The organism is Pseudoduganella flava (assembly GCF_007830495.1).
Lineage (GTDB): Bacteria > Pseudomonadota > Gammaproteobacteria > Burkholderiales > Burkholderiaceae_D > Rugamonas > Rugamonas flava.
Genome location: NZ_VLKW01000008.1, coordinates 38,376 through 58,954 on the forward strand (window position 1 = coordinate 38,376; position 20,579 = coordinate 58,954).

Genomic DNA, 20,579 nt, shown 5'->3' on the forward strand with positions numbered 1-20,579 from the left:
CTCCGGCGCCGTGATTATACCTCCCGCCCACGGCGCCGGCAGGCGGCTACGGCCGCGCCGCACCGTGCCGCAGGCGCCACCAGCAAGCCAGCAGTGCGGCCGCCGCGGCCAGTGTGCCGAGGATCGGCGCGGCGGGAAAGCCCGCACCGGCCGGACCTGGCACGAAGCGGGGCAGGCTGTCCACGTCGGCGCGCACCAGTCCGCGGTAGCCCATGATCGGCGGCGTCGCCCAGTCGCGCCAGCGCTGTTCGTAGCGGTCGACGTCGCGCAGGAATGCCGCGTGGTGCGCCGCGTCCGCGTCCGCCAGCCGCTCGGCGGCCACCGTCAACGCCAGCGACGGCGACAGCCACGCGACGGCCGCCACCATGTCCGCCTGCGCGGCGCGCGCGTCCGCCACGCGGCGCAGCAGCGGCGCGACGGCGGCATCCTGCGCCACGAAGCGGGGCATGAACGACACGGGCCAGGTATGCGCGGTGATGGCCGAGCGCTGGTCCGGGTGCGCGTCGAACCAGCGCGCCAGCAGTGCGGCCTCCTGCTGTTCCGCCGTGTCTTGGGCGGCGCGCGTCCGCAGGATCACCGTGTGCGGCATCGGTGCCGGGTGCCGCGCCGCCGCCAGCGCGCCCAGTGCCGCCGGGGCGACGAACATGCCGGCGATCCAGGCGGCGAGCAGCACGCCGGCAGCGGCCGCCGGCGGCATGCGCAGGTGGTTGACGAGGCCGGCGAGCGCCGTCCATGCCAGCGCGGCCGCGGCAAGCGCCAGCAGCCACGCCGCCCAGGCCTGCCAGGTGGCGCCGGGATCGAGGGCGAACGCCAGCGTGGATGCCAGTGCCGCCACGCTCCACGCGGCCGTCAGGCGCACCAGCAGCGCCGCAGCGGCCACGCGCCATGGCTGGCGAGCCTGGGCGCAGACGACACGCCAGATGCCCAGTTCGCGCGCCTCGTGCACCATGCCATACGACAGCGCGATGACGAGCAGCGGCAGCAGCAACGCCGTCACGGCGCCGAAGTCCGGCATGCCGAGTGAGCGCAGCAGCGGGTTGGCGATCGGATCGCTGCGCCGCCCGTCCACGTGGCGCGGTTCGACGGAGACCTGGATCGCCGGGGTGCGCTGCGCGAAGCTGCCGGCCGCCAGCACCAGGCCGCCGCCCGGCTGCCGTTGCGCCGGCGGCGCCATGCGCCGTGCGAACTCGAATGCATCCTTCGCCTGGCCGGGCGATGGTGGCGGCGCCGTGGCGGGCAGCGCGAGTGCCGCCTCGGCCACGCCCCGTTCCCAGTCGGCCACGGCGCCCGCGGCGACAGCGCGATAACGCGCGGCCTCGAGGCCGGACAAGGCGGCGGCTGCGCCCAGCAGCAGTGCCGCAACGCCCAGCAGTATCCGGTTGACGGGATTGCCCAGCAGGCGGCGCCATTCGGCCAGTAAGAGGCGCTTCATGGCTTGATCCTCCCCGCGACAGCCAGCAGCACTGACAGCGCGGCCGCTGCCCACGCGGCCAGGGCAGCCATGTCGCGCAGCGCCCAGCCGATGCCGGCCGGCGCCTGCGGCGGCCGATAGTCGAAGCGCGGCACCGATTGCCACAGCGTCCGGCCGCCATAGCGCTCGTCGAACGACGTCAGGCCCCGCGTTTGCGTCATGTCCCAGCGGTCGATGTGCGTGTTGAACGCGCGCCGGTAGCGCTCGGCCGCGTCCTCGAAGTGGCGGCGGTGCGCCAGGTCCGTGCCGGCCAGCGTCATCGACGCGAGCTGCAACGCGACGGCGGGGCTGGCCAGCGCGGCCTGGCGCAGCACATCCTGCTGGTGCGCGAAGCCGTCCCACAGCGCATCGAAATGCAGCGCATGCACCTTGTCCGCATAGGCGTCGCGCGCCAGCCGGCGGGCCGCGTAGGCGCCGAACGGCAAGTCCTCGGCGCGGCGCACGCCATGGCGCGCCAGCAGCGCCGCGTCGAACGCGCGGCCGCGCGCGGCCAGGTCGCCGTCGCCGGGCAGGCCGTTCTCGTAGTCGTATCGGATCGCGCTCCAGAATGCGTCGCGCGTCGGCAGCGGTTCGGCGTGTTCGGCAAGCAGCCCGGCCGCGCGCGGAATCACGAACAGCCACGCGAGCCACAGCGCCAGCAGCACCGCCAGTGCGGCGCGGCTGCTGCGGCACAGCGCGGATACCGTCAGGCCCACGCAGGCGAGGATCAGCACGTACAGCACATACACGCAGGCCAACGCCGCGCAGCGGAGCAGGGCGCTGCTGCCATCTTCCGGCGCCAGCGCCGCCACCAGGCCGAACGCGCCCAGCACGAGCGCCACGGGCAGTGCCGCCGCGACGGCCAGCTTGCCCAGCACGATCCCGCGCATGCCGACGCCGAGGGCGCCCGTCATCCGCAAGGTGCCCGCCTCGCGCTCGGCGCTGACGGAATCGAACGTCAGCGCGAACACGGCGAGCGGCAGCAGCATCGTCAGCACCAGCGCGGGCGAGAACGGGCCGAACGGCGCTGGCGCCGGCTCGGCGGCCGCATCGCTGTCGCGCGGGATGTTGCGGCGGTGCGGCTCGATCCACAGCGTCTTGCCCACGTGGCGGTCGATGCCCGGATCGAAGGCGGCCAGCGGGCCGGCGGCGGCAAACACGTACAGGCCGAAGTGGGCGGCGCGGTGCGGATGGCGCGCGTCCTGGCTGTCCCACTGGGCGCGTGCGGCCGCAGCGGCGTCGTGCGCCTCTGCCGCCGCGCGTTCGCGGGCCTGGTGCGCCAGCAGGAACGTCAGTGCGAACAGCACGGCCAGCGCGACGGCGGGCCAGGCCAGGCGGCCGCCGCGCCACAGGCCGAGCCATTCCTTGCGCAGCACGGCAATGCAGTGCGCGGCAGTCATGCGAGCTCCCGGGCGTGGTGCAGGTACAGGTCTTCCAGTTCCTGGTGGCCGATCGTGTGCGCATCGACCTCGGCAACGATGGCGCCGGCCTGCATGATGGCGATGCGGTCGGCCACCTGGCGTGCGTTGAACAGGTCGTGGGTGGCCATCAGCACGGCCATGCCGCGGTCGGCGGCGGCGCGCACCCGCGCCGCGAAGTCGTTGGCGGCGGCGGGGTCGAGGCCGGAGGTGGGCTCGTCGAGCAGCATGCCGCACGCCGAGCGGGCATGGGCGATCGCCAGCCCGACCTTCTGGCGCATGCCCTTCGAGTATCCCGACACGCGGGCGCCGTGCGCGCCCTCCTGCAGGCCGCAGGCGGCCAGCATGTCGCCCGCCTCGAGCGGGGTGACGTCGATGTCGGCCAGTGCGCAGAAGTAGCGCAGGTTCTCGATGCCTGACAGGTAGGGATACAGCGCGACGTTTTCCGGCAGGTAGGCCAGGCGCCGCGCCGCTTCCGGCTCGGCGGCGAGGTCGCGGCCGCCGATCAGCACGCGGCCCGCGGCGGGCGGCACGAAGCCGAGCAGGGTCTGGATCGTCGTTGTCTTGCCCGCGCCGTTCCCGCCCAGCAGCGCCAGCACCTGGCCGGACGCGATGGCCAGGTTCAGGCGGGCGATGACGGTGCGCTCGCCATAGCGCACCGCGAGGTCGTGGGTTGCTATCGTCGCTTGTATCGTTGCTTCTATCGTGGCCTTCATCGCGGTCCTCAGAACAGGTATTGCACGGTGATGCCGCCGTGGCGGCGCGGTTGCGGCGCCACCAGCAGCCCGGAAGCGTTGGCGTAATACGCCTCGCTGATCAGTTGCGGCTGCAGGATCGCGTACAGCGCGAGGCGCATTTTTCCAATGTCGTATTGCGCCCGCAGGTCGTAGCGCTTGTAGGTCGGCACCGTGCGGCGCTGCGGTACGGCGCCCGTGTAGTACGGCACACCCGTGGTCGCGTAGGCATCCGCGTTCAGGCGCAGCGGCCGGCCGGCCAGCACCGTGGTGTACTCGATGCCGACCTTGGCCTGGTGACGCGGCACCGAGATCAGCGCGCCCGTGTTCGGCAGCGGATTGTCGATGCGCGCCCGCACCAGGCCTGTGTAGCTGGCGTACAGCGCCCACGCGGCGGCCGGCCGCCAGCGCGCGTCGATCTCCCAGCCACGCCGGGTCGTGCTGCCGATCGTCGTCCACACGTCGGGTGCCGTCATCGTCACTTCGTCGTCGTTGGTGGTGTGGAACAGGGCGCCGTTGACCGACCAGCCGGCCCGCGTCACGTTGACGCCCGTGTCGTAGGAACGCACCTTCGACGGCCGCAGCCCGGCGTTGTTCAGGTCACCCGGCGCGCCCAGCGGCCCGGCGGCGCCGGCGGGGCTGATCTGCTGCGCGGCGGCGGAGCGGAAGCCCTCGGCCGCGTTGGCGAACCAGGCGACGCCCGGTGCGGCGTCCCACAGCATCCCCGCTTTCGGCGTGACGACCCATTTGCGGTAGCCGGTCGAGGCGGCGGGGCGCTTGCGGTTGCCGATGTCGTAGTCGAAGCGGTCGGCGCGCAGGCCACCGGTCAGCTTCAGCGCACCCGCGGGGCGCCATTGCGCCTGCGTGAACAGGCCCCACGTCAGCAAGTCGAGATCGAGGTCGGTCAGGTAGATGTCGGTGGGCCGGCGGTTCTCGTAGCGGCGCCGGATGGCTTCTCCCTGGTCGCGCCGCAGGTCGGCGCCGACAAGCAGTGCGAAGCGCGGGACGGGGCGCCAGTCGTAGGACAGCTGGCCGCCCCGGATGTGGCGGTCGTCCGTGCCGGCATTGTTGACGGCGCCGCCGGCCGCCGCGGCGCGGGTCCGTTCGAAATCCTCGGCGTAGGCCGTCACGCGCCAGCCGGTGCCGTCGTCGACGGGCGTCGCGTTGAATGCCAGCGCCGTGCGGCGGGCGTCGCCGAACGCGGGCAGCGCGTTTTCCTCCAGCGCGTCGCGCGCCACGAGGCCGGCCGCGAGCCGGTCGTAGCGCAGGTAGCCGGCCGCCTCGTAATCGGAGCGGTAGTGGTTCAGGCGCAGGCTGAGCCGATAGCCGCCGCGCGTGTGCGACAGCTTCCAGAACAGGTTGTCCCGGTCGAGCCAGGCGCCGCGCCGGTAGCTGTCGGTGCGGTAGGTGTCGGCGACCACGACGCTGTCGAACGCGCCGGCCTGCGCGGACCAGACCAGCGTGCCGCGCCGGCCGCCGTACGATTCGGCGGTGAATGCGACGCTGGAGGGAATGGGGCCGTCGACGGTATGGATGTCGACTGCGCCGGCGCGGTTCTGGTCGCCATGGCGCACCGACACCGGCCCCTTGATCACGTCGACACCGGCGATCATGCCCGGCGTGATCCATTCGAGGAAGGCTGGGCCGTGGCCGGCGCCCGCTTCGCTGGAAGGCACGTTCTGCGGCACGCCGTCGACGTAGATCGCCGTGTCGGCACCGTGGCTGCCGCCGGTCGCGAAGCCGCGCATCTTGAAGCCGGTGCCGGTGTCGCCCTGGTCGAGGCTGTGCGCGACGACGCCCGGCACGCGGCGGAAGATGTTCGAGATGTCGCGGCCGACGTTGATCGTCTCGAGGTCCTGTGCCGTCAGCACCGTGACGGATGCCGGCAGCGCCGCGGCATCGTTGCCGATGCGCGCGCGGCCGTAGCCGTCGCGGCTGCCGGGAACGTGGACGACGGCCACGTCGGGCGCGGCGGCATCCGGCTCGTCGCCAGCGGCGCCGCCGGCCCAGGCCAGCAGGGCGGCGAACAAGGGACGGGTAAGGGTATTGCGGGGCAGGGTGTTGGTCATCTGAAGTGTGGGCTGTGGTGGCGGCCATGCGGCCTTGCTTATGCAATTGTGTTGCAAAAGCAATTCTAAGCCGGCTTCAGGTGTTAACGCAACTATGTTGCAATACGGTGTTGCTCCGCCCTGGCGAGCAGGCGACTGCGCCACCAGAACAGCAGCGCCGCCGCGCTCACGCCCGCACCGAGCAGGCAGACGCCCGGCCAGCCGAATGCAGCGTGCATCAATGTCGCGGCCAGCGCGCCGGCGCCGCTGCCGGCCGCGTAGAACAGCATGTAGCAGGCGATCAGCCGGCTCTGTGCCGCGCCGCCGCCGTGCAGGATCATGCCCTGGTTCGTCACGTGCAACGCCTGCACGGCAAGGTCCAGCGCGAGGATGCCGGCCGCCACCGCGGCCAGCGATGCGGGCGTGAACGCCAGCGGCAGCCAGGCGAACAGCAACAGCGCCAGCGCGATGCCGGTGACGCGCTCGCCGTGCCCGCGGTCGTGCCAGCGGCCGGCGCGCGCCGCGCCCAGCGCACCGGCAATGCCGACCAGGCCGAACGCGCCGATCGCCGTGTGCGGCAAGCCGTGCGGCGGGCCGGCCAGTTCCAGCGCCAGCGCGCCCCAGAAGATGTTGAACACGGCGAACATCAACAGCGCGATCGTGCCGCGGGTGTGCAATACGCGGTCGGTGCGCAGCAACGTCCACATCGATGCGATCAGCCGGCGGTAAGGCACGGGATCGCCTGGCGCCGGCAGCGGCGGCAGCATGCGCCACAGCAGCAGCGCGACCAGCACCATCAGCGCGGCCGAGATGCCGTACACGGCGCGCCATCCGGCCACGTCGGCCACGGCGCCCGCCACCACGCGCGCTCCCAGCAGCCCGAGCACGACGCCGCCCTGCACGGCACCGACCATCCGCCCGCGCTGTTCAGGCAGCGCGAGCACCGCCGCGCAGCCGATCAAGCCTTGCGTCATCGCCGTGCCCAGCAGGCCGGCCAGCAGCATCGCCGCCAGCAGCGGCACGATGCGGTCCGCGGCGCAGACGGCGGCCAGCGCCAGCACGAGCGCGGCCAGCTGCGCCAGCAGCAGGGCGCGGCGCCCATGGCGGTCGCCCAGCGGCACGACGAACAGCAGCGCCAGCGCGCTGCCCAGCTGGGTGGCGAAGACGATGGCGCCGGCCGCGGCACGGTCCAGCGCCAGGTCGGCGGCGATCAGGTCGAGCAACGGTTGCGCGTAGTAGACGTTGGCGACGCACAGCGCGGCCGCTGCCGCGAGCAGCGCCAGCGTGGCGCGGGACAGGATGGGCATGGTTCCTCCAGGTGGTTGCATACCGAAGTAGTTGCGCGAAGTGGTTGCGATTTAAAACTGGTTGCAGCGTACGTCAAGCAGTTTTAAAATGCAACCACAAACACGATGGGAGGGCAGCATGGCAGGCCGCAAAAGCTTGAGGGAGGAGCCGTGCCCGGTCGCGCGCAGCGTGGACCTGGTTGGCGACCGCTGGGCACTGTTGATCGTGCGCGACGCTTTCGACGGCGTGCGGCGGTTCGGAGATTTCCAGCGCAGCCTGGGTGTGGCGCGCAACATCCTGACGGACCGCCTGCGCCTGCTGGTGGAGGAAGGCATCCTGGCCAGCCAGCCCGCGTCGGACGGTTCCGCTTACCAGGAATACGTGCTGACGCCGAAGGGCGAGGACCTGTTTGGCGTCGTGGTGGCACTGCGCCGCTGGGGCGAGCGCCATCTGTTCGCGCGCGGCGAACCCCATTCGGTACTGGTGGACCGGGCGACCGGCCGCAAGGTGGAAGGCGTGGCGCTGCGCACGCCGGACGGGCGCGAAGTGAAGCCGGAACGCACGGCCGTCAGGAAGGTCGGCTCCGGGCGCCAGGCTTCGTAGTTTATTCGCCCATCAGCTTGCGCAGATTGCATTCCTGTTGCCACTGGCGCCGCTCGGCGGTGCTGGCGGCGAGGCGTGCCAGTTCGGCGTCGTCCTGCGCGGCGATCGTCTCGATCAGGCGGTGGGCCACGTTCGGGTCCGGCAGCATCGTGCCGAAAAACGCGACCGTCTCGTGGCGCTGGATCAGCAGGGTGGGGAAGTTCTCGACGTCGAGGTCGCCCACGATGTCGGCGTGGTCCTCGATGTCCACCCACAGGAAGTATTTTTCCGGGTGCCTGGCGGCCAGCTCCTCGAATGAGGTACGGTAGCTGGAGCAGGTGCCGCACCAGGCGGCGCACAGGCAGGCCACGATCAGGTGGTCCTGCGCCAGCGCGGCCGCCACTTCGGCGCGGTTGTCGGCATGTAGGGTTGTGCTGTGCATGGCGCGATTGTACAGCGTCCGGCGCGGGCGCGTCCGTGAACGGATGGCAGGGGCCGGTCCAGTTCCGGTGGCTGGGCCGGCGCGCCCGCGCGAGGTAAAATACGCCCTATGCGTACCATTCTTGCTCTTGAAACGTCCTCCGAACTGGCTTCCTGCGCGCTGCTGCACGGCGGCCGGCTGACTTCCCGTTCGTCCGACGGCGTGCGTACGCACTCGGCCGCATTGTTGCCGATGGTGCAGGAATTGCTGGCCGAGGCGTGTATTGCGCTGGCCGATTGCGACGCGATCGCCTACGGCGCCGGGCCCGGTTCGTTCACGGGCGTGCGCACCGCCTGCGGCATCGCCCAGGGCCTGGGGTTCGGCGCAAATCTGCCGCTGGTGCCCGTCGTCACGCTCGATGCGATGGCGCTGGCGTGCCGCGAGCGGCATGGCGCCAACGAGGTGCTGGCCGTGCTGGATGCGCGCATGAACGAGGTCTACTGGGCGCAATACCGCTTCGACGGCGCCTCGGCGACCGTGCCGATGGCGATCCTGCCGCCGGCGCTGTCGAACCCGGCGGACGTGGCGCCGCAGGGCAGCGTGCACGCCTGCGGTAACGGCTTCACGGCGTACCCGGAAGCGTTCGCGGGCAAGGCCTTCGCCGCCGGCGCGGATACGGCGATCCTGCCGCACGCGGAACAGATCGCCCGGCTTGGCGCCATTGCGCTGGAGGCCGGCCGGAGCGTGTCCGCGGCCGAGGCGCAGCCGCTGTACCTGCGCAACAAGGTCGCCTACACGAAGGCCGAGCGGGCCGTGATGAACGGGGCGGGCGCATGACGTTGGACACGAGCCGCGGCTGGGACCTGGCGCGCCTGATCTACGAACCGATGCAGCAGTCCGACCTGGACGAGGTGGTGGCCGTCGAGCGCAGCGTCTATCCGCATCCCTGGACCCGCACCAATTTTTCCGACTCGCTGAAGAACGGCTACCACGCGTGGGTGCTGCGCGATCCGCTGCGCGAGCTGCTCGGCTATTTCCTCGTGATGGCCGTCGTCGACGAAGCCCACCTGCTGAACGTGGCGGTCGCCGCGCCATGGCAGGGCAAGGGCCTGGGGCGGTTCCTGCTGAACCAGTCCGTCGCCTGCGCGCGCGGGCTCGGCATGGATTCGATGCTGCTGGAAGTGCGGCCGTCGAACCAGCGCGCGCTCGACATCTACCGCCGCTACGGCTTCACCGAGATCGGCCGCCGCAAGGGCTATTACCCGGCCGCCAACCAGACCCGCGAGGACGCCATCGTGATGCGTATTGCGCTATGAGCCAGCCGCACCGCAGCATCGTGTTCCTGCAGGAGATGGGCGTCGGCCCGCAATGGCTGCTGCGCGACCGCGTCGCCGCGCCGCCGGAGTACGCCGAGGAGGAAGCGATCGACGCCGCGCCCGAGCCCGTGATGGAAGCTGCGCCTGCGCCCGAACCTGCGCTGGCACCGGCACCTGCACCCGCACCGATCGCGCCGCCGGCGCAACCGGTTGCGCAGTCCGACGACGACATGTCGTGGTTCGACGAAGCCCCCGCGCCGCCGCCGAAGGCACCGGTGCTGAAACAAAGCGCGCCGCCGCGCCCGAAGGCAAGCGAGCCGGAAACGGCCGAGGACACGTCGTGGTTCGACGCCGTGCCGGCCGCGCCGGTACAGCGCGCGCCGGCACGCACGGCCGCCACCGACGAGGAAATCGCGGCGATGGACTGGCCTACTTTGCAGGCCGCCGTGCGCCGCTGCACCCGCTGCGACCTGTGCGCCACGCGCCGTGCCGCCGTGCCGGGCCAGGGCGACGAGCAGGCGCGCTGGCTGGTGCTGGGCACCGCGCCGACCGCGGAAGACGAGGAAGTGGAACAGCCGCTGTCCGGCCAGCCCGGCCAGCTGCTGGCCAATATGCTGAACGCCGTCGGCTTGTCGACGGAGCGGGGCGCCTACGTGACGACCTTGGTGAAATGCCGCGCCGTCGCCGAGGATGGCACTGACCGCCTGCCGAGCGCGGACGAACTGGCCGCCTGCCGCCCCTACCTGGATCGCGAGCTGGCGTTGACGGGGGCGGGCCTGGCCCTGACCGTCGGCGGCGTCACCGCGAAAGGGCTGCTGGGCATGGCCGCGCGCGGCAAGGTGCTGCGCTATGGCGAGCTGCCCGTGGTGGCGACGTTCCACCCGGCCGACTTGCTGAAGAAGCCGGAAGACAAGGCCCGCGCCTGGGCCGACCTGTGCCTGGCGCGCTCCGCCCATGCCGGCCGCCGCTGACAGCACGGCCGATCTTTCCTACCAGGCGCGCTTCGAGCGCCGCTGGCAGCACCTGACGCGCCCGCACGTGCGCGCGCTGGCCTGGCTGCTCGATGCGCCCGATCTGCTCGACGCCAGCGCACCTTACTGGCACGGCCGCATCGCCGTGCTCGGCCCCGCCGCCGCCGCGACGGCCGCCTGGCTGGCGGCACTGGAAGCGGACCCCGCGCCGCTCGATGCCGCGCTGGGCGCGCGGTTCTATTCGCGCCTGGGCTTGTATGCGGAAAAGCTGATGGCGTTCTATTTCGCGCAGCAAGGCACGCTGGCCGCGCACGGGCTGCAGGTGCGCAGCGCCAAGGAAACCGTCGGCGAATTCGACTTCCTGCTGGACGAGCCGGCGGGCCTGCGCCACATCGAGTTCGCCACCAAGTTCTACCTGCTGGACAGCCATGCCGACACCAGCGACTTCGACCTGCTGGTGGGCCCGAACCTGGGCGACACGCTGGGCCGCAAGATGCGCAAGATCTTCGAGCAGCAGTTGGCGCTGGCGTGGCACCCGGCCGCGCGCGACGTGCTGCCGCAACCGGTGGCGGTCGCGCAGGCGCTCGTCAAGGGCTGGCTGTTCTATCCGCCCGATGGCGTGTTCACGGTGCCGGGCATCGCGCCCGACCACTGCCGCGGCAGATGGCATACGCTGGCCGGCCTCGCGGCGGGCCAATGGCCGGGCGAGCGCTACGTGGTGCTGCCCCGGCTGCAATGGCTGGCACCGTTCAAGGGCCGCGTGGACGGCGCCGCGGTGCCGCTGGCGCTGGCGGAACTGGTCGGGCAGGTGACGGACAAGTTCGCGGCCGATGCTTCACCGGTGATGGTGGCGTCGGTGCGGCAGGAAGGGGAGTGGTTGCTGGAAGAGGCGCGCGCGTTCATCGTGCGCGACGACTGGCCGGAGCTTGCCGCGCTGCGGCGCGCCACCGGCACGAAGCCAGCCGCCTGAACCGGCCCGACGCGCAGGTCAGTGTCTGTGCTCGCCGATCAGCGCGAGCGAATCGTGCTCGCGCTGGTTGGCGGCATGCAGGCGCATGATGAAGAACATCGTCCCCGACAGGAACAGGCCGAACAGCACGATGATCGTGTTCAGTTCCAGGTGCAGGCGCAGCATCAGCGAGTACACGGCCAGCATCGTCAGCACCGACAGGTTCTCGTTGAAGTTCTGCACGGCGATCGAGTGGCCGGCACTCATCAGCACGTGGCCGCGGTGCTGCAGCAGCGCGTTCATCGGCACGACGAAGAAGCCGGACAGCGCGCCGATCCCGATCAGCATCGGATAGGCGATGACGGGCGTATGCACGAACGCCATCAGCATCACCATCACGCCCATGACGACGCCGACGGGGATGACGCTGAGCGACTTGCGCAGCGTGACCAGCTTCGCGGACAGGACCGCGCCGCCGGTGACGCCAAGCCCGACGAGGCCCACCATCGTCGTGGCCTTTTCATAACTCATGTGCAGCGATTGCTTGGCCCATTCCAGCACGATGAATTGCAGCGTCGCGGCGGTACCCCACAGCAGCGTGGTGACGGCCAGCGAGATCTGGCCCAGCTTGTCCTTCCACAGGATCGTGCAGCAGTTCGCGAAGTCCTCGACGAGGCGCACCGGATTGCGTTCCTGGTGCGGATAGATGGAGCCCGTCAGCGGGATGCGCAGGTTGAACAGCGCCGCGGCGATGTACAGCACGCCGACGATCATCAACGCGCCATACGCCGCATCGGTGATGCCGATGTTCCATCCCAACATGACCGCTTCGGCGCGGTCGGAAACAAGCGCGCCGCCCATCACGGTGCCGAGGATGATCGAGGCGATCGTCAGGCCTTCGATCCAGCCATTGGCCGCAACGAGTTTTTCGGGCGGCAGCAATTCGGTGAGGATGCCGTATTTGGCGGGCGAATAGATCGCCGCGCCGATGCCGACGATCGCATACGCGGCCAGCGGATGCACTTCATAAAACAGCAATGCGCAGCCGAAGATCTTGACCAGGTTGGCGATGAACATGACGCGGCCCTTCGGCAGCGAATCCGCGAAGGCGCCCACGAACGCGGCCAGCAGCACGTAGAACAGCACGAACAGAAATTTCAGCAGCGGCGTGATCCACGCCGGGGATTTCATCGTGATCAGCAGGTCGATCGCGACGAACAGCAAAGCATTGTCCGCCAGCGACGAAAAAAACTGCGCTGCCATGATGGTATAAAAACCACGATTCATTGTGGAAGGGCCTGAAAACTGATATCGGCTTGCTTTATACCATGAAAGGTAGGCTTTCCAAAGAAAAGGACCGGACGATTAGGCTAGTCCTTCGGTACAGCGGAACGCCCGCCGTTCGGGGCTTTCGGGCATATTTGGCGGCTGCGCCGGCCGGTTCCTTAAGCTCCGTCTAAGGTGCCGGGTAAGGTAAAATGCCCGCTTCACATTTTCACCGCGTCGACCATGCCCAGGCCCATTGCCGCCACCGTCCACATCGCCGCCATGCGGCACAACCTCGCGCGCGCCCGCGCCTGCGCACCGGGCTCGAAGGCCTGGGCCGTCGTCAAGGCCAACGCCTACGGCCACGGCTTGCAGCGCGCGCTGCGCGGCTTCGCGGATGCGGACGGGCTGGCGCTGATCGAGTTCGACAACGCGGTGCGGCTGCGCGAGATGGGCTGGACCAAGCCCGTGCTGCTGCTGGAAGGGTGGTTCGACGCGGCCGACCTGCATGCGATGGCGGCGCACGGCCTGAACGGCGCGGCGCACTGCGACGAGCAGATCGCGCTGCTGGAGAACACGCCGCTGGCGCGGCCCATCGACGTGCACCTGAAGATGAACACGGGGATGAACCGCCTCGGCTTCAAGCCTGAACAGTTCGCGGCCGCGTATGCGCGGCTGCGCGCGATCCCGCACGTGCGCGAGATCACGTTGATGACGCACTTCGCCAATGCGGACGAGGCGGCCCACCCATGCGTGCCGATCCGCGAGCAGCTGCGCCGCTTCGAGCTGGGCGCGGCGGGCTTGCCGGGCCCGCGCAGCCTGGCCAATTCCGCTGGCGTGTTCCAGATGCCGGCGCTGCAAGGAGAACTGGTCAGCGACTGGATCCGCCCAGGCATCATGCTGTATGGCGGCACGCCGGGCGGCCGCAGCGCCGAGGAGTACGGCCTGCTGCCGGCGATGACGTTGACGAGTGAACTGATCGGCATCCAGCGGATCGAAGCAGGTGACTTCGTCGGTTACGGCAGCCGCTTCGAAGCCGATCGCGCGATGCGCATCGGCGTCGTCGCCTGCGGCTATGCGGACGGCTATCCGCGCCACGCACCGACCGGCACGCCGGTGCTGGTGGACGGCGTGCGCACGCGCACCGTCGGTCGCGTGTCGATGGACATGATGGCCGTGGACCTGACGGGCATCGACAGCGCCCGCGTCGGCAGCCGCGTCGTGCTGTGGGGCCAGGGTTTGCCGATCGACGACGTGGCGGCAAGCGCCGGCACGATCGGCTATGAGCTGATGTGCGCCGTGGCGCCCCGTGTGAGGATATTGGAAGACTGATGGCCAAGGCAAAGACACAATACGTCTGCAGCGAGTGCGGCGGCACCAGCAGCAAATGGACGGGCCAGTGCCCGTCTTGCCGGCAGTGGAACACGATGGTGGAAACGCCGATCGAGTCCGCCGGCGTGAACCGCTACTCGCAGCAGCACCAGGCGCTGGCGCAGACGGCGCCGGTGCTGTCGCTGCACGAGATCGAGGCGCTGGACGTGCCGCGCTTCGGCACCGGAATCGATGAATTCGACCGCGTGCTGGGCGGCGGCCTCGTGGCCGGCGGCGTCGTGTTGATCGGCGGCGATCCGGGCATCGGCAAATCCACCTTGCTGTTGCAGGCGCTGGCCAATATGTCGCGTGTGAAGAGCGTGCTGTACGTGTCGGGCGAGGAGTCCGGCGCGCAGATCGCGCTGCGCGCGAAACGCCTGGCGATCGATGCGAAGGAATTCAAGCTGCAGGCCGAGATCCAGCTGGAGAAGATCCTGCAGACCCTGGGCGACGTGAAGCCGCAGGTCGCGGTGATCGACTCGATCCAGACCCTGTATTCGGATGCGCTGACGTCGGCGCCCGGTTCCGTCGCGCAGGTGCGCGAATGCGCCGCGCAGCTGACCCGCGTGGCCAAGCAGAGCGGCGTGACGATCATCCTCGTCGGCCACGTGACGAAGGAAGGCGCGCTGGCGGGCCCGCGCGTGCTCGAGCACATCGTCGACTCCGTGCTGTACTTCGAAGGGGACAGCCATTCCAGCTTCCGCCTGGTGCGCGCGATCAAGAACCGCTTCGGCGCCGTCAACGAGCTGGGCGTGTTCGCGATGACGGAGAAGGGCTTGAAGGGCGTGTCGAATCCATCGGCGCTGTTCCTGTCGCAGCACGACAACCAGGTGCCCGGCTCCTGCGTGATGGTGACGCAGGAAGGCACGCGGCCGCTGCTCGTCGAGATCCAGGCGCTGGTCGATGCAAGCCACCTGCCGAACGCGCGGCGCCTGTCCGTCGGCCTGGAGCAGAACCGGCTGGCGATGCTGCTCGCGGTGCTGCACCGGCATGCCGGCATCGCCGCGTTCGACCAGGATGTGTTCATCAACGCCGTCGGTGGCGTGAAGATCACCGAGCCGGCGGCTGACCTGGCGGTGCTCCTGGCGATCAACTCGTCGATGCGCAACAAGGCGCTGCCGCGCGGCTTCGTCGTGTTCGGCGAGGTGGGCCTGGCCGGCGAGATCCGGCCGGCCCCGCGCGGCCAGGAAAGGCTGCGCGAAGCCGCCAAGCTGGGCTTCTCGATCGCGATGATCCCGAAGGCCAATGCGCCGAAGCAGCCGATCGAAGGGATGACGATCATCGCCGTCGACCGCATCGACGATGCGTTCAACCGATTGCGCGAACTGCAATAAGTACCGGGTAGCAATGAAATAGTTGCAGCTCAGCATGTAATCCAATGCAAGATTGACGCACTCACAGTAAAATAGACCGCCGGCCCATGCCGGCGGTTTTCATTTGACCGAGGGTAGTGAATTGTTAGTCGATCAAAGACAGGGTGTGCGCAAGATCTTGCGCGTGCGGGCAATGCTGGTCATGGATGGCGGCGCACCGATGCCCGCCCGCACGTTCGATCTCGGCCTGGCCGGGATGTCGGTAACGACGGAATACAAGGTGGAAGTCAACAAGACGGGGCAGGTGGTGTTCGAGATGCTGGTCGACGGCAAGCCGCAGATCATCACGTGCAAGGCCAAGGTCAGCCATTGCATCTTCTCGGGCGACCATTTCAAGGTGGGCTTCGTGTTCCAGCCGCTGACACCGGAAGCCACGGCCGCGATCACGAAATTCATGCGGTAGCAAAAAGCTAAGGGGTAAGTTCCGGTTTACTCGCGCTTTTGATTCTTCGGCACGATGGGATCATAATGTGCTGACTTCGAAAGGTCTCACATGGACACCAACGCCACCAATATCCTCACTTCGCTCTACGGTAACGCGAGCTCGACGGCACTGACGGCCAGCAGCACGGGCCTGTCGCCCACGGTCGCCGCGCGCGTGCAACAGGCGCTGGCGGGGCAGAAGGGCAATATCGACAAGCTGAACGCGGACCTGACGCGCGACCAGACCCGCCTGTCGGGCCTGGGCCAGCTGCAAAGCGCGCTGGACGCGTTCGAGATGCTGGCGGAAAGCCTGTCCGGTGCGGGCATGTCGACGTCCGCGACGTCATCGACGACCGGCGTGCTGACGGCCGCGACGAGCGCCTCGGCCAAGGCGGGCACGTACAAGCTGGACGTGACGCAGCTGGCCCAGGGCCAGATCCTGAACAGCGCCACGCAGCTGACGGCCGACGCACCGCTGGGCAGCGGCACGGCGGCGACGGTGAAAATCCAGTGGGGCGCCGTCGGCGACAAGGGCTTCGACCCGGACCCGAAGCGTACGGCAACGATCAACATCGACAGTAGCAACAACTCGCTGGACGGCATCGCGGCCGAGCTGAAGAAGGCAGGTGTCGACGCCTCCGTCGTCAAGAGCAACAACGGCTACGCGCTGCAAATCCGCGGCAAGGACGGCGCCACGGAAAACCTGTCGATCAGCGTGACCGGCGACGCGGCGCTGAAGGCGGCGATCGGCTTCGATCCGGAAAAGCCGACGGCAGGTGGCATGAAGCAGGCACAGGCCGCGCAGGACGCGATCCTGACGGTGGACGGCACCCGCATCACGAGCGCCAGCAACAAGGTCGAGAACGCCGTACCGGGCACGACGCTGACGTTGACGGGCAAGGGCGCGACGACCTTGACGGTCGCACACGACACCAGCCAGATCTCGAAGAACGTGGCGGCGTTCGTGCAGGGCTATAACGACCTGTCCGCGAAGCTGGCCGCGTTGCAGGACGGCCCGCTGAAGAACGACCAGGCGTTGAAGCAGGTGAGCACCCAGCTCGAAGGCCTGATGCGCATCGGCAGCACGGGCTCGTCGGCCGAGACGCTGGCCAACGCCGGCCTGACGCGCGACCGCACCGGCAAGCTGGTGCTGGACCAGACGAAACTCGACGCCGCGATCAAGGCCGACCCGGAAGGCATCGCCAAGCTGTTCACGAACGAGGGCAGGGGAATGGCGGATCGGCTGGAGAAAAAGGTGGAAGCGCTGACGGGCCAGAGCGGCCTCGTCACGCGCGCCCAGGCCCAGGTCACCCGCTCGCTGGACACGTTGACCGACCGGCGCGAGCAACTCGCCAAGTCGCTGACGGTGCAGGCGCAGGCGTTGGCGCAGCTTTATACGATGCAGGAGCAGATGGGTGGGACGGGGACGCTGCTGGACCTTTTAGGATAAAGCGATGCTTCCCAAAGCACGTGTCGCGCTCGCGGAATGACGTGCCCATTTGCGCTCCCTATACCGATGAGTATAAGGGGGCGTCCTCGATGCCCATCTTGTGGATAGCGATGCCGTTGAACCGTCCGCGTGTCATCGCACTCTCTTTGGCGACGGCGTTGCTGCAACCCGCGCTCGCGGCTGATGCCGGGAACCGGGACTTGCTGGGCAAATGGCGTCTTACCAAAGTGCTGGACTCATCCGAAATTTCCGCGCTGGACGACAGGGAAGCGGCCCGACTCGTCGGGGAAACGCTCGTGATCGCGCAAGATGAGATTTCTCTCGCCGGCGAGACCTGCAAGGAGCCTGAATTCGAACGGCACATCGAGGATACGGTTCGCTACCTGCGCGAAGAGGCCCATGCGGCGTCCGGCAAGCTGGTTTTGCCCGCGTTCGTGGAGGTCGTCGACCTGGCGTGTACCGAGGTCTTGAGGAAGAACGATACCAGCATCGTCTTGTATTGGAAGGGCTTCTTCTTCGAAGCGGTTATGCAAGAGCCTGGCGCCCGGATGCCGTCCCCAAAAAACTGAAGGCCCCGCCACCAGCCCGGTCACCCGGACTGCCGCGGAGCCTCGTCTGCCAAGTGCAGGACTCGCTATTCTTCGTGATAGCGATCGGTCAATTTGTGGTGACCACCACGGCCTTCCGATAACAGTTCATACGCGATCAGCCCTACGGTTGCAAAGAAGATGCCGATCGTCAGCAGTGCAGGCATGATAACTCGGCCACCCTTGCGGGAAGCCGCTCCCTTGGTTGATACGATTAAACTGTAGCAGACCCAATGGCCTTTGCAAGGGTCGCACTCGCCCCGTGCACGCCTTTATTTGACGACCAGATCCGCCGACATCACCGCCTTCAAGTACAGGCTGCCAGGATCGTCCGCCTCGCGCTGCACGAACCACCATGCGGCCGCTTTCTTCATCTCCCAGTCCAGCGCCTGGCCCGTCAACAGCAGCGCGGCCACCTGGCCCAACGTCGGCTGGTGGCCGACGATGACGACGGTTTCCTTCCCGCCCGGCCAGTTCGCCGCCTGCAGGATGGCCTCGGGCTCGGCGCCCGGCACCAGCTCGGCATTGGTCTTGTACTTGCGGCCCAGGCCCTCGGCCGTCTGCACCGTGCGCACCGCGGGGCTGACGAGGATGCGGGTGCTTTCCGGCAGTTGCGAGTCGAGCCACTGGCCCATGCGCTTCGCTTGCTTGATCCCTTTCGGCGTCAGCGCGCGCTCCAGGTCCGGCAGGCCGTCGCGGCCTGGCTCCGCTTCGGCGTGGCGCCACAAGATCAGGTCCATTTTTCCTCCCTTGGCCATGGCTGTCACTCGGCCGGCGTGCCGAGCGTTTTCATCAGGTAGTGCTGGGCCCCGAACGGCGTCTGCTTGGCGCGCGGCTTGCGGCGCTGGTAGTGGCCGCTTGGTTCCAGTTCCCAGGCATTCGTATTGTCCTTCAAATACGGGTTCAGGCCTTCCGCCATCACGCGGCGTTTCAAGGCGCGGTCGAGCACGGGGAAGGCGACTTCGATGCGGCGGAACAGGTTGCGGCTCATCCAGTCCGCGCTGGCCAGGTAGACGTCGTGCGCCAGGTCGTTGCGGAAGTAGTAGATCCGGCTGTGCTCCAGGAAGCGGCCGATGATCGAGCGCACGCGGATGTTTTCCGACAGGCCCGGCACGCCGGGGCGCAAGGTGCACGCGCCGCGCACGATCAGGTCGATCTTCACGCCGTCCTGCGAGGCGGCGTACAGCGCGCGGATCACGGATTCGTCGACCAGCGCGTTGACCTTGACGATGATGCGGCCAGGTTTGCCGGACTTGGCGATCTTCGCCTCGTTGCGGATCGCCTTGATGATCTCGTTCTGCAGCGCGAACGGCGCCAGCCAGATGTGCTGCAGCTTCTGCGGCTTGGCCAGGCTGGTCAGGTGCATGAACACTTCGTTGACGTCGCGGCCCATGTCCGGTTCGCTCGTCAGCAGGCCGAAGTCCGTATAGAACTTCGTCGTCGTCGGGTGGTAGTTGCCCGTGCCCAGGTGGGCGTAGTAGCGCAGCTCCGTGTGCTCGCCCGTGCCTTCGCGGCGGATCACGAGGGCGATTTTCGCGTGCGTCTTCAGGCCGACGACGCCGTACACGACCTGCGCGCCGGCCTGCTCCAGTTTATCTGCCCAGTTGATGTTGGCTTCCTCGTCGAAGCGCGCCATCAGCTCGACGACCACCGTCACTTCCTTGCCCAGCTTCGCCGCCAGGATCAGCGCTTCCATCAAGTCCGAGTTCATGCCGGTGCGGTAGACGGTCTGCTTGATCGCCACGACGCATGGGTCGGTGGCGGCGCTGCGGATGAAGTCGATCACCGTCTGGAACGACTGGTAGGGGTGGTGCAGCAGGATGTCCTGCTTCCTCAGCGTGGCGAAGATGTCGCCGCCTGTCGGGTGCACGCCCGGCACGAAAGGCCCGAAGCGCAGCTCGGGCTTTTTCGCGTGGTCGATCATCTCGTTCAGCCGCACCATGTTGACGGGGCCGTCCACCTGGTACAGGCGGGTGCGGTCCAGGTCGAACTGGTCCAGCAGGAATTGCGACAGCTCGGGCGGGCAGTTCTTCGCCACCTCGAGCCGCACCGAGCGGCCGAACTGGCGGCCCTGCAGCTCGCCCTTCAGCGCCTGGCGCAGGTTCTTCACCTCGTCCTCGTCGACCCACAGGTCGGAGTCGCGCGTCACGCGGAACTGCGAATAGGCCAGCACTTCGCGGCCGGCGAACAGGTCCGAGATGTTCGCATGGATGATCGACGACAGCAGGCAGAACGACACGCCGTTTTCCGACAGCTCGTCCGGCAGCTTGATCACGCGCGGCACCACGCGCGGCGCCTTGATGATCGCGATCGCCGTGCCGCGGCCGAACGCATCCTTGCCGGACAGCGCGACGATGAAGTTCAGGCTCTTGTTGACCACCTGCGGGAACGGGTGGGCCGGGTCCAGGCCGATCGGCGTCAGCAGCGGGCGCACTTCGCGCTCGTAATAGTCCTTCAGCCACGCGTTCTGCGCGTCGTTCAGCTCCGTGCGGCGCAGCAGGTGCACGCCATGTTCCTTCAACAGCGGCAGCACTTCGGTATTGAGGATTTCATACTGCCGCGCCACCAGCGCATGGCATTCGCCGGAGACGCGGTTCAGGTTGGCGGTCAGGGCAGGGTGCTCGGAGAGCTTCCCGTCCACGCTGGCCGCGGCCAGCAGGCTGGCGACCCGTACTTCAAAGAACTCGTCGAGGTTGGACGAGACGATGCACAGGTAGCGCAGCCGCTCCAGCACGGGGATGGATGGGTCCTCGGCCTGCGCCAGCACGCGGCGGTTGAAGGCCAGTTGAGAAAGTTCGCGGTCCAGGAAAATACCATGACGGGTCGCTTCCGTACGTGTCTCGGGCTTCATCTGCTTGTCTTTTCTTCTATTCATTCGGGCAACATTCTAGCGCTACCAAGGGCAGCGCTGGCGCTCATGACAGTGTAGATAG

The 20,579-nt window shown here is 68.5% G+C and carries 19 protein-coding genes; 10 read left to right on the forward strand and 9 right to left on the reverse strand.

Translation table 11 applies throughout. The annotated features are described in order from the left end of the window. Positions 1-46: 46 nt before the first annotated feature. The 5 genes from IP92_RS19685 to IP92_RS19705 all read right to left on the reverse strand — a co-directional run bounded on the left by IP92_RS19685 (position 47) and on the right by IP92_RS19705 (position 6,957). The gene (locus IP92_RS19685; RefSeq protein WP_145878225.1) at positions 47-1,432 is read right to left on the reverse strand and encodes a DUF3526 domain-containing protein; all 1,386 of its coding nucleotides are present in this window, start codon (positions 1,430-1,432) and stop codon (positions 47-49) included. Next, the gene (locus tag IP92_RS19690; protein ID WP_145878226.1) at positions 1,429-2,850 is read right to left on the reverse strand and encodes an ABC transporter permease; all 1,422 of its coding nucleotides are present in this window, start codon (positions 2,848-2,850) and stop codon (positions 1,429-1,431) included. The genes IP92_RS19685 and IP92_RS19690 overlap by 4 nt, the downstream gene beginning before the upstream one ends. Next, entirely contained in the window at positions 2,847-3,584 is a 738-nt protein-coding gene (locus IP92_RS19695; RefSeq protein WP_145878227.1) for an ABC transporter ATP-binding protein, read from the reverse strand. Before IP92_RS19695 ends, IP92_RS19690 begins: the two co-directional genes overlap by 4 nt. 8 nt (positions 3,585-3,592) lie before the next feature. Continuing rightward, on the reverse strand, positions 3,593-5,671 hold the full coding sequence (locus IP92_RS19700) for a TonB-dependent receptor (protein ID WP_145878230.1): 2,079 nt from the start codon (positions 5,669-5,671) through the stop codon (positions 3,593-3,595). 92 nt (positions 5,672-5,763) lie between these two features. Next, the gene (locus IP92_RS19705) at positions 5,764-6,957 is read right to left on the reverse strand and encodes an MFS transporter (RefSeq protein ID WP_229418865.1); all 1,194 of its coding nucleotides are present in this window, start codon (positions 6,955-6,957) and stop codon (positions 5,764-5,766) included. Positions 6,958-7,075: 118 nt separating this feature from the next. Here IP92_RS19705 and IP92_RS19710 point away from each other — a divergent pair, with 118 nt between their 5' ends. Beyond that, a complete protein-coding gene (locus IP92_RS19710) occupies positions 7,076-7,540 on the forward strand; it encodes a winged helix-turn-helix transcriptional regulator (protein WP_145878234.1) in 465 nt (154 codons plus the stop codon). A 1-nt stretch (position 7,541) separates the two neighbouring features. Here the strand turns inward: IP92_RS19710 and IP92_RS19715 are convergent, their stop codons facing one another. Next, the gene (locus tag IP92_RS19715) at positions 7,542-7,961 is read right to left on the reverse strand and encodes a thioredoxin family protein (RefSeq protein ID WP_145878236.1); all 420 of its coding nucleotides are present in this window, start codon (positions 7,959-7,961) and stop codon (positions 7,542-7,544) included. 108 nt (positions 7,962-8,069) lie between these two features. Here IP92_RS19715 and tsaB point away from each other — a divergent pair, with 108 nt between their 5' ends. Genes tsaB through IP92_RS19735 form a run of 4 tightly spaced genes read left to right on the forward strand, consistent with a single transcriptional unit; the run spans position 8,070 to position 11,197 of the window. Further along, the gene (gene tsaB / locus IP92_RS19720) at positions 8,070-8,777 is read left to right on the forward strand and encodes a tRNA (adenosine(37)-N6)-threonylcarbamoyltransferase complex dimerization subunit type 1 TsaB (RefSeq protein ID WP_145878238.1); all 708 of its coding nucleotides are present in this window, start codon (positions 8,070-8,072) and stop codon (positions 8,775-8,777) included. Continuing rightward, positions 8,774-9,256, forward strand: coding sequence for a ribosomal protein S18-alanine N-acetyltransferase (gene rimI / locus IP92_RS19725; protein WP_145878240.1), 483 nt, complete (start codon positions 8,774-8,776; stop codon positions 9,254-9,256). The genes tsaB and rimI overlap by 4 nt, the downstream gene beginning before the upstream one ends. Next, complete coding sequence (locus IP92_RS19730) at positions 9,253-10,227, forward strand: uracil-DNA glycosylase (RefSeq protein ID WP_145878242.1); 975 nt, start codon at positions 9,253-9,255, stop codon at positions 10,225-10,227. The genes rimI and IP92_RS19730 overlap by 4 nt, the downstream gene beginning before the upstream one ends. Next, positions 10,211-11,197 (forward strand): DUF1853 family protein, encoded by a 987-nt coding sequence (locus IP92_RS19735; RefSeq protein ID WP_145878245.1) that lies wholly within the window; start codon positions 10,211-10,213, stop codon positions 11,195-11,197. Before IP92_RS19730 ends, IP92_RS19735 begins: the two co-directional genes overlap by 17 nt. An 18-nt stretch (positions 11,198-11,215) precedes the next feature. On the opposite strand, the gene lplT is transcribed toward IP92_RS19735, so the two are convergent. Further along, on the reverse strand, positions 11,216-12,463 hold the full coding sequence (gene lplT / locus IP92_RS19740) for a lysophospholipid transporter LplT (RefSeq protein ID WP_145878247.1): 1,248 nt from the start codon (positions 12,461-12,463) through the stop codon (positions 11,216-11,218). A 222-nt stretch (positions 12,464-12,685) separates the two neighbouring features. On the opposite strand from lplT, the gene alr reads away from it, so the two are divergent. The 5 genes from alr to IP92_RS19765 all read left to right on the forward strand — a co-directional run bounded on the left by alr (position 12,686) and on the right by IP92_RS19765 (position 17,628). After that, positions 12,686-13,774, forward strand: coding sequence for an alanine racemase (gene alr, locus IP92_RS19745; RefSeq protein ID WP_145878250.1), 1,089 nt, complete (start codon positions 12,686-12,688; stop codon positions 13,772-13,774). After that, positions 13,774-15,147: a DNA repair protein RadA gene (radA, locus tag IP92_RS19750; protein WP_145878252.1), complete on the forward strand. Its 1,374-nt coding sequence runs from the start codon at positions 13,774-13,776 to the stop codon at positions 15,145-15,147. Before alr ends, radA begins: the two co-directional genes overlap by 1 nt. 145 nt (positions 15,148-15,292) lie before the next feature. Beyond that, positions 15,293-15,589, forward strand: coding sequence for a PilZ domain-containing protein (locus tag IP92_RS19755; protein ID WP_229418866.1), 297 nt, complete (start codon positions 15,293-15,295; stop codon positions 15,587-15,589). Between the two features lie 90 nt (positions 15,590-15,679). Beyond that, positions 15,680-17,059 (forward strand): flagellar filament capping protein FliD, encoded by a 1,380-nt coding sequence (gene fliD / locus IP92_RS19760; protein ID WP_145878256.1) that lies wholly within the window; start codon positions 15,680-15,682, stop codon positions 17,057-17,059. An 89-nt stretch (positions 17,060-17,148) separates the two neighbouring features. Then, a complete protein-coding gene (locus IP92_RS19765) occupies positions 17,149-17,628 on the forward strand; it encodes a hypothetical protein (protein WP_145878259.1) in 480 nt (159 codons plus the stop codon). Positions 17,629-17,918: 290 nt separating this feature from the next. Here IP92_RS19765 and sixA read toward each other — a convergent pair whose 3' ends face one another. Both sixA and ppk1 read right to left on the reverse strand, forming a co-directional pair. Beyond that, positions 17,919-18,386 (reverse strand): phosphohistidine phosphatase SixA, encoded by a 468-nt coding sequence (gene sixA, locus IP92_RS19770; RefSeq protein WP_145878261.1) that lies wholly within the window; start codon positions 18,384-18,386, stop codon positions 17,919-17,921. A 23-nt stretch (positions 18,387-18,409) separates the two neighbouring features. Continuing rightward, a complete protein-coding gene (ppk1, locus tag IP92_RS19775; protein ID WP_145878263.1) occupies positions 18,410-20,497 on the reverse strand; it encodes a polyphosphate kinase 1 in 2,088 nt (695 codons plus the stop codon). Between the last annotated feature and the right edge of the window lie 82 nt (positions 20,498-20,579).